Source organism: Pasteurella oralis (assembly GCF_002850605.1).
Taxonomy (GTDB): domain Bacteria; phylum Pseudomonadota; class Gammaproteobacteria; order Enterobacterales; family Pasteurellaceae; genus Pasteurella; species Pasteurella oralis.
Map to the genome: position 1 here is coordinate 168,915 of NZ_NXGB01000004.1, position 12,948 is coordinate 181,862.

Annotated in this window: 12 protein-coding genes and 1 pseudogene; 7 read left to right on the forward strand and 6 right to left on the reverse strand. The window is 38.2% G+C overall.

The window, feature by feature from the left end:
* The first annotated feature begins 70 nt into the window (after nt 1–70).
* The 3 genes from rpoH to C0975_RS06725 all read left to right on the forward strand — a co-directional run bounded on the left by rpoH (nt 71) and on the right by C0975_RS06725 (nt 3,091).
* On the forward strand, nt 71–916 hold the full coding sequence (gene rpoH / locus C0975_RS06715) for an RNA polymerase sigma factor RpoH (protein WP_101775620.1): 846 nt from the start codon (nt 71–73) through the stop codon (nt 914–916).
* A 246-nt stretch (nt 917–1,162) separates the two neighbouring features.
* Nucleotides 1,163–2,377, forward strand: coding sequence for an aromatic amino acid transport family protein (locus tag C0975_RS06720; protein ID WP_101775621.1), 1,215 nt, complete (start codon nt 1,163–1,165; stop codon nt 2,375–2,377).
* Between the two features lie 90 nt (nt 2,378–2,467).
* Nucleotides 2,468–3,091, forward strand: a complete 624-nt coding sequence (locus C0975_RS06725; protein WP_101775622.1) for a hypothetical protein — start codon at nt 2,468–2,470, stop codon at nt 3,089–3,091.
* Between the two features lie 45 nt (nt 3,092–3,136).
* On the opposite strand, the gene C0975_RS06730 is transcribed toward C0975_RS06725, so the two are convergent.
* Nucleotides 3,137–5,062 (reverse strand): ABC transporter ATP-binding protein, encoded by a 1,926-nt coding sequence (locus C0975_RS06730; RefSeq protein ID WP_101775623.1) that lies wholly within the window; start codon nt 5,060–5,062, stop codon nt 3,137–3,139.
* Between the two features lie 72 nt (nt 5,063–5,134).
* Between C0975_RS06730 and C0975_RS06735 the strand changes: the two genes are divergently transcribed.
* Nucleotides 5,135–5,752 (forward strand): MarC family protein, encoded by a 618-nt coding sequence (locus tag C0975_RS06735; protein ID WP_101775624.1) that lies wholly within the window; start codon nt 5,135–5,137, stop codon nt 5,750–5,752.
* 62 nt (nt 5,753–5,814) lie between these two features.
* Here C0975_RS06735 and C0975_RS06740 read toward each other — a convergent pair whose 3' ends face one another.
* Entirely contained in the window at nt 5,815–6,675 is an 861-nt protein-coding gene (locus tag C0975_RS06740; RefSeq protein ID WP_101775625.1) for a MurR/RpiR family transcriptional regulator, read from the reverse strand.
* A gap of 117 nt (nt 6,676–6,792) precedes the next feature.
* Here C0975_RS06740 and murQ point away from each other — a divergent pair, with 117 nt between their 5' ends.
* Both murQ and murP read left to right on the forward strand, forming a co-directional pair.
* A complete protein-coding gene (murQ, locus tag C0975_RS06745) occupies nt 6,793–7,698 on the forward strand; it encodes an N-acetylmuramic acid 6-phosphate etherase (RefSeq protein ID WP_101775626.1) in 906 nt (301 codons plus the stop codon).
* 24 nt (nt 7,699–7,722) lie between these two features.
* Nucleotides 7,723–9,153: pseudogene (gene murP, locus C0975_RS06750) on the forward strand (PTS N-acetylmuramic acid transporter subunit IIBC).
* 152 nt (nt 9,154–9,305) lie between these two features.
* Here murP and C0975_RS06755 read toward each other — a convergent pair.
* The 3 genes from C0975_RS06755 to C0975_RS06765 form a co-directional block, all read right to left on the reverse strand.
* Entirely contained in the window at nt 9,306–10,064 is a 759-nt protein-coding gene (locus C0975_RS06755) for a DeoR/GlpR family transcriptional regulator (RefSeq protein WP_101775739.1), read from the reverse strand.
* A 62-nt stretch (nt 10,065–10,126) separates the two neighbouring features.
* Nucleotides 10,127–11,002 carry a rhomboid family intramembrane serine protease gene (locus C0975_RS06760; RefSeq protein WP_101775627.1) on the reverse strand — a complete coding sequence of 292 codons (876 nt, stop codon included), beginning with the start codon at nt 11,000–11,002 and terminating at the stop codon, nt 10,127–10,129.
* 159 nt (nt 11,003–11,161) lie between these two features.
* The gene (locus tag C0975_RS06765) at nt 11,162–11,989 is read right to left on the reverse strand and encodes a YadA C-terminal domain-containing protein (protein ID WP_101775628.1); all 828 of its coding nucleotides are present in this window, start codon (nt 11,987–11,989) and stop codon (nt 11,162–11,164) included.
* A gap of 103 nt (nt 11,990–12,092) precedes the next feature.
* Between C0975_RS06765 and C0975_RS06770 the strand changes: the two genes are divergently transcribed.
* A complete protein-coding gene (locus C0975_RS06770; RefSeq protein WP_101775629.1) occupies nt 12,093–12,404 on the forward strand; it encodes a DUF5389 domain-containing protein in 312 nt (103 codons plus the stop codon).
* A 69-nt stretch (nt 12,405–12,473) separates the two neighbouring features.
* Here the strand turns inward: C0975_RS06770 and glpE are convergent, their stop codons facing one another.
* A complete protein-coding gene (gene glpE / locus C0975_RS06775) occupies nt 12,474–12,797 on the reverse strand; it encodes a thiosulfate sulfurtransferase GlpE (protein WP_101775630.1) in 324 nt (107 codons plus the stop codon).
* Nucleotides 12,798–12,948: the final 151 nt, after the last annotated feature.

The window sequence follows — 12,948 nt, forward strand, 5'->3', positions numbered from 1 at the left end:
ATTGGCGCATGTTGGATTTTATGCTATAACTAGTTTGGAATTTTATCTTTCATTTTTAAGAAGGAAAACAATGAATAAAGAAACACAAACCATGATGTTGGTTCCACAAGGCAGTATTGAAGCATACATTCGTGCTGCAAACGAATATCCAATGCTCACCGCTGAGGAAGAAAAGGAATTAGCGGAGCGTTTGTATTATCAAGAAGATTTGGAAGCAGCGAAAAAGTTGATTCTTTCACATCTTCGCTTTGTCATCCACGTTGCACGTGGTTATTCAGGCTATGGCTTACCTCAAGCGGATTTAATCCAAGAAGGTAACATTGGTTTGATGAAAGCGGTTAAACGTTTTAACCCAGAAGTCGGGGTACGTTTAGTTTCTTTTGCTGTGCATTGGATCAAGGCAGAAATTCACGAATATGTATTACGCAACTGGCGTATTGTTAAAGTGGCAACCACTAAAGCACAGCGTAAATTATTCTTTAATTTACGTAAAACGAAACAACGTTTAGGTTGGTTTAACGAAAATGAAGTGGAAATGGTAGCAAATGAGCTTGGCGTTTCTCCTGAAGATGTGATGGAAATGGAATCACGTATGACGGGATCGGATGTTGCCTTCGATTTGCCAACAGACGATAACGAAGAAACCTATGCGCCATCATTATATTTAGAAGACAAGGGTTCTAACTTTGCGGCTGAATTAGAAAATGAAAATTACGAAACGCAAGCTACAGAGCAATTAACGGTTGCGTTACAAGGGCTTGATGATCGTAGTTTGGATATTATTAAAGCGCGCTGGTTAGATGAAAATAAGGCCACCTTGCAAGATCTTGCCGTGAAATATAATATTTCTGCTGAACGTGTTCGTCAGCTTGAAACTAATGCACTGAAAAAACTGAAAAGTGCGGTCAATTTTTAATAAATTTTATTACATTACCCAAAAGCCAAAGTGAAATACTTTGGCTTTTTTATTTGCTACAGCAACAAAGTGTAAATTTTTTTTTACAAAAATAATCATGCATTTTATCTGTTTTAATTCAGCATAACTATAGCTTTATGCTTTTTATCTTGTTAACATAACTGCAGATTTTTACATAATAAGATGTAAATATTTCTTTACAAAATAAGATTTTATTATTTAACAAGAATAAAGAAGGAAACTATCGTGAATAAAACAGCTGGAAGCACATTACTTGTTTCAGGCACTATGATTGGTGCTGGCATGTTAGCTATGCCGCTTACTTCTGCGGAAATCGGCTTTAGCTTTACATTAGTATTACTCATTTCGCTATGGGGATTATTGACTTATACCGCATTACTCTTTGCTGAAATTTATCAAACTGCTGAGCATGACGCAGGTATCGGCACCTTAGCTGCTCAATACTTTGGGCGTGCAGGACGAATTATCGCTACAGTCGTCTTATTAGTTTTCCTATATGCACTGCTTTCAGCCTATGTCACTGGCGGAGGTTCAATTCTTGCCTCTAGCTTACCAACGATTGCAGATAAAGAAACAACATCTAAACTCGCGATCGGGTTATTTACTCTATTCTTTGGTGCTTTTATTATTATTGGTACTAAAAGTGTAGACGGAATCAACCGTTTACTATTTTTTATTATGCTAGGCACATTACTCTTAGTATTATGTTTAATGTTGCCAAAAGTCAGTCTTGATAATCTGATGGCAATGCCTCTTGATAACGCGCTATTATTATCAGCCAGCCCAATTTTCTTTACTTCTTTTGGCTTCCATGGTTCTATTCCAAGTCTGAATAATTACTTACAAGGTAATGTAAAAGCATTGCGTTTTTCAATATTAACAGGTTCTACTATCACCTTAATCTTCTACATTGTGTGGCAACTTTCTACCCATGGTGTATTAAGCCAAACACTGTTTTTGCAGATTCTAAAAGATGATCCAACGCTAAATGGTTTAGTCAATGCCAGTTTACAAATCACTGGCAGCCCAATACTGGCACAAGCTGTTAAAATTTTCTCGGCATTAGCATTAATCACTTCATTCTTAGGCGTGTCATTAGGCTTATTTGAATGTATTGAAGATTTATTAAAACGTTCATTTAATATTTCCGCAGGTCGTCTTAGCTTAGGTGCATTAACCTTTTTACCACCCTTACTTTTCGCGTTTTTCTATCCACAAGGTTTCGTATTAGCGCTCAGCTATGCAGGACAAATGTTTGCGTTTTATGCAGTAGTCTTGCCCGTTGCCTTAGTTTGGAAAGTACGTAAGCAACATGCTCACTTGTCTTATCGTGTCGCAGGTGGCACGCCTATGCTCCTATTGGTGTTAGTGCTGGGCGTTGCAATTACTTTGATTCCATTCATTATGCGTGCAGGTTATTTACCACAAGTGATCGGTTAGTAATGATGGGGAGCTAGAAAAATTGACTATAAAATTTCGCTAAGAATGTTATATTGGCTCAATAAAATACAGATAAAGCGGAATGAGAATATGAAAATTACAACATGGTTAAAAACGACGCTATTGATAGGCGCATTACTGAACTCAACCAACTTATCAGCAAATGCACCTGTTTATGTTGAATCACCCTCGATTGAAAATGTTAGTCGAGCCAGTTCTTATGTTTCCTATATGTATCGTATAGAAGCATTACGCAATCAATGGGTAGGCAATGATGCGATGTTTTTCATTCGTTTATCAAGCATTGATACTTTTGGTGATACCCGTTCTGCTTTAATTGCAAGCCTATCTGATAATAGTTACAGTATTGAACGCATTGCGACAAACTGTAATACAAAAGAAACGACATTGAAAAGCAAAGCAGTATATGATGCCAATGCAAAATTGATTGAGTCTAATCAGCAAGACGTTTACCTCGGTCGCCCTATTCCTGATAGTTATATTACAGAGGCGGTGCTGGTGATGTGTGATGCCTTAGCAATTATTCCAGCCAATCCTAGCTTGCATGATGACAAAATGAAAGAATCTGCTCCGTTTATGAATATCATTAATGATCATGTACGCCGTCAAGGCGTTAAACCTCATGCCATCATTGTTGATCACATTGATGACTATTTACGCACTCGGTTAAATGCCAAAAAATCAAGTAAATAACAAAGGGACTCATTGGAGTCCCTCAATTTTATAAAACCAGCCTTGTTATTCAACAAGCAACAGCTCAACTGCTTCTTGAAGTGCTAGCCATTCCATTTCGATCTCTTCTAGCTGCTTTTTATAACTGACTTGTTCAGCTAAAAGTGCGGTGAGTTTTTCTTTATTTTCCGCTAAATACAATGCACTATCACTTAATTGTGCTTCAATATCAACTAAGTTATTCGATAATTTGCCCATTTGAGTTTCTAATTGTTGTAGCTTTTTACGGAGTGGAGCGGTCTGTTGTCTTAATTCTGCTTCTCGACGCTTTTGCTCTTTACGGTTCGCACTACTGTTGCTATTGTCGCTGCTGCTTTGCGTATTCAGTTTCACTTCTGGTGCGCGGTTTAGCTCATTCAACCATTTTTGGTAATCCTCTAAATCACCGGAAAATGGGGCGACTTTCTTATCATGCACTAAATAAAATTCTTCCACAGTATTACGCAGTAAATGACGATCATGGGATACTACAACTAACGAACCTTGATAATCCACTAAGGCTTCTGTTAAAGCTTGGCGCATATCAAGATCTAAGTGGTTGGTTGGCTCATCAAGTAATAATAAATTTGGTCGCTGCCATACAATCAATGCCAATACTAAACGCGCTTTTTCCCCACCAGAAAAAGAGTTTACGGCTTCATTCACTTTGTCGCCTTTGAATGCAAAACCGCCAAGATAATCTCTGAGCTGCTGTTCCGTATGTTGTGGTGCCAGTTTTTGCAGATGCCATAATGGGCTTTCATCAGCCCGTAGGGTATCTAATTGATGCTGCGCAAAATAGCCAAGCTGTACACCTTTAGCAAGTTGTATCTGTCCTGAAAGGGCGGATAATTCACCCGCCAACAATTTAATTAATGTCGATTTCCCTGCCCCATTTTTACCCAATAAGCCAATTCGCGAGCCAGGGACTAAATTCAATTTAATGTTTTCTAAAATTTCGACCGCACTTTGCCCCTCGCTATTAAGATAACCCGCACTGACCTGTTCCATCGAAAGCAAAGGATTAGGCAGTGCCAACGGCTCACGAAAGGCAAAACGGAAAGGATTATCTACATAGGCAGGTGCGATCAGCTCCATCCGCTCAAGGGCTTTCACACGGCTTTGCGCTTGTTTTGCTTTACTCGCTTTGGCTTTAAAACGATCAATATATTTCTGTAAATGCGCAATTTTTTGTTGTTGTTGACGATAAAGTGCGCTTTGCTGAGCAAGCTTTGTTGCACGTTGTATTTCAAAGGAAGAATAATCCCCTGTGTATTCATTTAACTTTTGATTTTCAATATGCAAAATTTTATTCACAATAGGATCAAGAAAATCACGATCATGCGAAATCAATATCAATGTGCCTTTGTATTGTACTAACCAACGTTCCAGCCACATAACCGTATCTAAATCTAAATGGTTAGTAGGCTCATCTAACAATAATAAATCAGAAGGGCAAAGTAACGCCTGAGCGAGATTTAAGCGCATTCGCCAACCACCAGAAAAAGACTTCACTGGTTGCTGTAACTCCTCTTGGCTAAAGCCTAAACCATGTAATAACGCGGCTGCACGCGCTTGGATCGTCCATGCATCAATTGCATCAAGTTGTGCATGCAGATGTGCAATCTGATGCCCATCACCTTGTTCATTAGCAAGTGTCAGCGCGTGTTGTAAACGGCAATACTCACGATCACCCTCAATGACATAATCTAATGCTGCAGTGTCTAATGCTGGTGTTTCTTGATTAACCCAAGATAATGCCCAATGACTTGGAAAACTGACTTCACCATTTTCCGCACTCATTTCTTGTTTAAGTAAAGCCAATAAAGAAGATTTACCACAGCCATTCTTTCCTACCAGCCCAACTTTTTGCCCTGGGTTAATAGTAACGGAGGTATTTTCGAGCAAAATAGATTGCCCACGTTTTAAGGTTAAATTTGTAAAAAAAAGCATTGCCTGTCAGTATGTCTCGTTCAACTTTTATTATAGAATAAGGTATTTTCTACTTTTTTATCGGAGTTGCCAATGTTTGATTCTCTTATCGTGCAATTTGTCGTGTTGTGGGCGGTTATTGATCCTATTGGTTCAGTTCCCGTTTACTTAACCAAGACAGTTGGCTTATCAATTGAAGACAGACGTAAAATCGCTTTAAAAGCCGTCGTCATTGCGACTGGGATTTTAATGTTCTTCTTAATTTTAGGTCAGGGTTTATTGGAAGCAATGCAAATTCCACTTACTGCATTCCAAATTGCAGGCGGCTTAGTACTCCTCTTATTTGCATTGACGATGATTTTTGGTGAAGGAAAGCCAGAACATGAAATGCGTATGTCATCCAGTTTAAGCGAGCTTGCCGTTTATCCTCTTGCCGTTCCTTCTATTGCTTCTCCTGGCGCAATGATGGCAATTGTATTATTAACAGATAACCATCGTTTTAGCTTTTTCGACCAAGTATTCACTACAATTATTATGCTGAGTATTTTGTTTATCACGTATATTTTGTTACTGATGGCAAACAAAATCCAACGCTTAATTGGTAACACTGGTGCCGCCGTCATTAGCCGAGTGATGGGCTTAATTCTTGCCGCAGTGGCGATTAATAATATGTTAGTGGGGATTCGCGACTTCTTCACTCAAGTAGTATAACCACTCAAACCTACTCAAAGTGCGGTCAAAATTTTGAAAATTTCTACCGCACTTTTATTCCCCTAACGGCGCTTATTCAATTGCCCAATCAATTCTCGGCTTTCCAAGATCAAGTCATTCGCATCTTCTTTTTGCTGCACAATGCCCATAAAGAGTAAATCTGTAATCGCATGTTGTGCTGTACGCGAGGCAATCGAAGAACTACGAAATTGTGATTCATCCGCGACTGAATAAAGTAAATAATCTGCTACAGCATGTAAGGGATTACTCAGCAGGGCTGTCAAAGCAATAATGGGAACCTGACGAGCTTGCGCATTTTCTGCTGCTAATAAAATTTCGCGATGACGACCTGAAAACGAAATCAAAAATAACACATCTTGCGATGTTAAACTCTGACTCATTGCAAGTTGTGCATGGGTATCCGTTTCTGTTACCGCAGGCAAACCAATTTTTGTCAGCTTATAAAACAAATCTTTAGCCACCAATGCGGAGTTACCGATCCCCATCAATTGAATCCGTTTTGCTCGCAATAAACATTGAATCACATCTGCAATCTGCTGGGTCGGATTCAAACTTAAACTTTCTTTCAATGCTTGTTGTTTTTCCAAAAAAAGTTTCTCGGCAATTTCAGTCAAATCATCTTGATCAGTAATGTTATCGTGTAAATGAATACGCTTTTCTTGCTGTGCTTCTTGTCGAATTAATTCTTCACTAATCGCAAGCTTAAAATCACTGAATTTATCTGCTCCTAACTTCTGACTAAATTTAATGATTGCAGATTGACTCACTCTAATTTGTGCCGCAAGTACCTTTGATGAAGAAGATTTCACAATAGCTGGATTCTTCAGCATAAAATCTGCAATACGCTGCTCATTAGGCGAAAGTGAATGATAGGCATGCTTTAATTTAATTAAAAATCCCATAGCTCCTCGCAGTAGCGGATAAAAAGTGAGCAAGCTCACAGAATGAATAAATTATTCCCCAGAAAGATCCATTTTGGAATAAAATAATCCCAAATAAAGCTATTCAAGGAATTTTTTATGCAAAGCTCAATTAACGGACTAATCACAGAAAGTCGAAATCCATTCAGTACAAATATCGATCAACTTTCAACTTTAGATATGTTAGCAGTAATTAATCAGGAAGATCAAAAAGTTTCCTTAGCGGTAGAAAAAGTCTTGCCTGAAACGGCAAAAGCAGTTGACGCAATTGCAGAAGCCTTTATGAAAGGAGGGCGTTTAATCTATTTAGGCGCAGGTACATCAGGGCGGTTGGGCATTTTAGATGCCAGTGAATGTCCACCAACTTTTGGTACCCCACATGAACAAGTTGTCGGTTTAATCGCTGGTGGTCCCCAAGCAATTCTAAAAGCTGTAGAAAATGCAGAAGATGATCGCAACGCAGGTGTACAAGATTTGAAAAATATTCAACTAAATGCACAAGATATAGTAATCGGCATTGCGGCAAGTGGTCGTACACCTTATGTCTTAGCAGGCATTGAATACGCAAAACAGTTAGGCTGCATGACAGTTGGTATTAGCTGTAACCCAAATTCAGCTCTTGCTAATCTTGCTCAAATTGCCATTACGCCAATCGTTGGCGCAGAGGTCATCACTGGCTCATCACGAATGAAAGCGGGTACCGCACAAAAATTTATCCTAAACATGCTAACCACAGGTGCCATGATTAAAACAGGCAAAGTGTTTGGCAACTTAATGGTTGATGTCGTGGCAACAAATGCAAAATTAGTTGAACGGCAAAAAAATATTGTAATGCAAGTCACTCAGTGTGATTACAATCAAGCAGAGCAGGCATTAGAGCAGTCTGGTGGTCAATGTAAAGTGGCTATTGTGATGCTGTTGCTCAATATGTCAGCGGAAGAAGCTAAAAATTATTTAGCTAAATCCAATGGTTTTATTCACCAAGCATTAACTTCAGTCAAGTAAGGCAAGTTAAAAAAGGAGAAGATTATGGCAGTCATAGATAATGCGATGATCCACAGGCTGATGCAGTTATTAGGTGGAAAGAGCAACATTCAAACCGTCACTAACTGCATGACACGTTTGCGCGTGACATTACAGGATTCATCCGCAGTTGATATGGATGCGCTCAAAAAAATCGACGGTGTGTTAGGCGTAGTTGAAGCTGATGAGCAATTGTAAATCATTCTTGGACCAGGTAAAGCAACCAAAGCGGCAGAATTAATGAAAAGTTTAGTGGATACTGGTTTGGAAACACCTTCGCTCAAAGAGATTGCACACGACCAAAAACAACAAATTAAATCAACACAAACCAGCAATATTCACCAATTCTTTGCTAAATTTGCGACTATCTTTACACCGCTCATTCCGGGTTTTATTGGTGCGGGCTTACTCCTTGGATTAGCGACAGTCTTGCAACAGGCATTTGTTGCGGGTGTTGAAAATCCAAACGGCTTTTTAGTCGATGTTATCGCTTATATGAAAGTATTCAGTAAAGGGCTATTTAGTTTCTTGAGCATTTTGATTGGTTATAACGCAGCAAAAGCCTTTGGTGGTTCTGGCGTCAATGGTGCCATCTTAGCTTCTCTATTTATCCTTGGCTACAATCCAGAAGCGACCAAGGGGATTTATTCTGGTTTAAGTAATTTCTTTGGTTTAACTATCGATCCACGCGGTAATATTATCGGGGTATTAATTGCAGCAATTGTAGGCGCTAAAGTAGAGCGTTGGGTGAGAAAATTCATTCCTGATAGTTTAGATATGGCATTAACCTCTACTGTCACATTGCTTATCATGGGCTGCTTTACTTTCCTATTAATTATGCCTGTGGGTGTCGCTTTGTTTAATGGTATGTCTTGGTTATTCTCAAACCTCAATGGTAATCCACTCGGTTCTGCAATATTAGCGGAATTATTTTTAATTTCCGTAATGCTTGGGATCCATCAAGGCTTTGTTCCCGTGTATTTTACTTTAGTCGAAACACAAGGCTTCAACGCGCTCTTCCCGATATTAGCAATGGCGGGGGCAGGTCAAGTTGGTGCTGCATTAGCGCTGTATTTTAAAGCCAATAAAGAGGCAGTGTTACGTACTCAAATTAAAGGTGCAATTATTCCGGGCTTCTTAAGTATTGGCGAGCCATTAATTTATGGTGTCACTTTACCACGTGTCAAACCATTTATTACTGCTTGTATCGGTGGTGCAGCAGGAGGTTTCACGATCGGTTTAATCGCCTATTTAGGCTATCCAATGGGCTTAAACACAGTGTTCGGTCCATCCGGTTTGTTAGCGACACCATTGATGACTTCACCACTTGGTGTTTTCCCCGCAATCGCTACCTACTTACTAGGCACCGTTGTCGCTTATATAACAGGTTTTATCACGACTTATTTCTTTGCAACTAAAGATGTTGATTTAAGTTAAAGCGTTTCTACTTTACCGTACTGCAACCTACGGTCTCCCTTAGGAAAACTTTACGAAAATCAACATTTGGGTAGAACAATAGTCTGCCCTTTTTTATTGCGTTAAAACTTGAACAAAATCGACCGCACTTTTATCGCTGATCTGCACTCTTTTTATTGACAAACATGTAATTTCACATGGTTAGCTTTCAAGATTTCTAAAATCGGGTCTGGTGGGCTTGCATCAGTGAAAACATGTTCGACATCGGCAATAGAGCCTAAGCGAACCATGGCACGACGTGAAAATTTGGAATGATCAGTGACTAAAAATGTTTTACGCGAACTTTCAATAATGGCACGTTTTACTTGTACTTCGTGGTAATCGTAATCCAATAATGAACCCTCTAAATCAATGCCGCTAATACCTAAAATACCAAAATCTAAACGGAATTGCGAAATAAAGGCAACCGTTGCTTCGCCAATAATGCCGCCGTCTTGACGTAATGATCCCCCTGCTAAAATAATATCAAAGGTATCATTTTGCATTAAAATATAAGCGGCATTGATGTTATTGGTGACAATGCGTAATTTTTGATGATTCAACAGTGCATTAGCAACTGCTTCCGGTGTGGTACCTATATCAATAAATAGTGAAGCACCGTTGGGAATTAAAGTAGCGACTTGCTGGGCAATACAATTTTTGCCTTTTAAAAAGAAATTTTTACGTTCAGCATAGTCACTATTTTCAGCTGTCGAAGGCGACGCTGCGCCACCATGATGGCGGCGGATTAAGTTTTTTTCGGCCAACTCATTCAAATCACGACGGATCGTGGGTGGGCTAACATCTAATAAAGCGACTAGCTCTTCGGTACTGACATAGCCTTTTTGTGTCACTAAATCGACAATTTTTTGATGACGAATCGATTGTTTCATGTTGTGTTTTTCACTTGTTAGAGTTAAGTGCGCTGACATTTTATGCTATTTTATAACACAGATCATCTTTTTGCTGTGCGTTTTAACGTTAACCATGCTAATAGCATGCCAATAATCAAACCTGAAATATGCGCAGTATTGCCCATTTCCACACCAAAAATAGGACTGATAAAACCTGTAATAATGCCAAGGATTAATATCATGGAAAATCCTGCTGGTAAATTAAAATAATGTTTAGAACCAAATTTATCAAAGATAAAAACATAGCCTAACACCGCATAAACAACACCAGATAAACCAAAGAAATAAGGACCTGAGGCAATATTTTGTGCAAATCCCGTCAATAATGCAGCAATAAGAAAAATTTGGCAAAGTTTAACTGTGCCAAAATGGTGTTCAATTGTGTGTCCAAATAGCCACCACCACACTAGATTAAACGTAATATGAGTTAGTGATAAGTGAACAAATGTGTGGGATAAGTAACGCCAAATTTGCTGATATTGTGGTGAATTTTCAGGATAATGCATCCATTCTGAAATAACTTGTTCATATCCTATGAATTGAAAAAAAGAAATAGTGAGGCAGAGAAAGGTAATAAAGAAAGTCAATTTACTGGTTTGTAAGAGTCTTTTTAATTTGCTGAGTTTAAGACCAGATTGGTTTAAAAATGCTTTTAACGAATAATGACTTGATTGAGTATCACCGCTTGTCCAACTGGCTTGTTCATATTTTTTATCAAAGGGTTGAGCCAAAAATTGTTCTTTTTCCGCAAGAATAGCCTGTAAATGCGGCGAATTTTCATCAACAAAGATATCTATTCGTTTGCCTTTTTGATCCTGAACTTCACGAAGTTCTACTTCAACGGAAAATTGTGCACGGATATAGTCTCGAAAGCGAAAAGCCAAAAGTGAGATTTCGCTACCAAATAAATATTGCATTTTTTATTCCTTATTTTATGACGTTGTACCATCGTAAATGGAGGTACTTTAAAATGAAAATAAAAATCGTTAATTAGAATAACTATTAGGATAAGCTGAATCTTTCAATGTTTGCTTTACATGCGAAAACAGCCCATTGATTGGGCTGTTTCCACTTTTTTACCAAGCAAAATTAATTGCAGTATTATAAGTAAGGCGACTACTTGGACTAACTGCAATGCCCGCACGTGTTGCCACATGTTGGTTAAAACGATATCCAATACCAACAGCAAGCGCTGTTTGAGTATGATAGCCACCTATTGAAGCGGTAAAGTTGAGTTTATGTTTTTCATCAGGCTGGAATAAACCACTAAGTGCCGCTTGAGTTGCGAGTCCTGCATTCATTTTCTTATCTAATCGACGTAAGTCTTGCTGTAATGCTTGAATCTTGTGATCAAGCTGTTTCATGATATCGGTATTATCTAAGCGGAATGCTTGAGCGTAGTTTACTGGTAATAAATTAAAGTTATTTTGTTGAAATTTGGTAGAAAGATCAGCAAGTTGTTCTGTGGTATCAAGCGAGAAATTAGATAAGTTTTCTGTATTTTCCTTAATTTTGTTCCCCTGATGTGCAATTTTTGAAGAATGAGCATTTAGGATTTTCTCAATATTTTCTATCGCAGTTGATGCTCCGATACTTGTGGCATCTGCTTGTTTTTGTAATTCGCTAACACTATGTATTAATTCTTTAGTATAGTCGACTAAAACGTTAATTTTTTCACTATCTTTATAGCCATTCATGTTGTTTAGTTCGCCATAAAGTGATTGTGATTCAGCAGTACCATAAGGATTACAATAGTTAGATGGGGTAGAGCTATTACATATACTATCGAGTTCGTGTAAATGGTAGTTCGGATCATAAGCTGTTGAACTACTTGTTGTTGGTGCGGCAAAAATGTGGTTTGATAGGAAAATGGATAATAAAAAAGCGGTTTTTGAATGTTTCATTTGCAATAATCCTTATTATAAATAATCCATGATTTTTGAGTCGCTAATTATACCATTTTTTTATAAAAAGGTGATATTTATTAATATGTTATGAGAGGGAATAATGAGTAGAGAAAATATGCCAACAGGCTTTAGTAGATTTAGTTGGGCAATCGCGCTTTTTTGTTTGCCAATATTATTATGGCCATTGGCATTAACTATTTCGCCTAATTTGTTAAAAAGTGCGCATTTAACTGAAACAGAGATGACATTGATGTCAATTTTTTTATGGATATATCCATTTTGTTTAGCGATTATTGCGCGTATTGCCTATCGCCTTCATCAACATAAACATGTTGTTGCACGTCATTTGTTGATCATAAGTGCGGTCATTTTTTATGGACTTTTATTCTATGTCGCCAGTGGGTTTAGTTAACACCTAGCTTTTTATTAGTCAACTTGCGTAGGATAAGCGATAGCTTATCCTCGCAAAATATTCGTGTGATTAAGCCATACTTTCTATTGGTAAGCCTTCTCGCTGCCAAGCTTCAAAGCCACCAGTTACGCTATAAACTTCTGTATAACCTTGTTCGATTAAATACATCGCCGCGCCACGACTACTGATACCGTGATAACAAATCACGATCACAGGATGATCATCATCATACTCCAGCTCAAATTGTCCATAGCTTTGGTTGGTTAAATGAAAGGCATGTTGTGGATGCGCCGCAGCAAAATGTAGTGGATTACGAATATCTAATAAGGCAGCATCGCGTTGTTGCATTAATTGCCATGCTTGTTGTGGAGAAAGTTCAGCAAATTGTGACATAAATATTTCTTTTGAGATGTTTAAAAGTTGGTCAATATAGCATTTTTACTGCGAAAGAAAAACACAGTATCCGTATGGAATTAATTTGTGAGAAATTCGTGATTTTTAAACCGCACTTTTTGACCCTGTGGCATTTTTTTCTTATTATGCA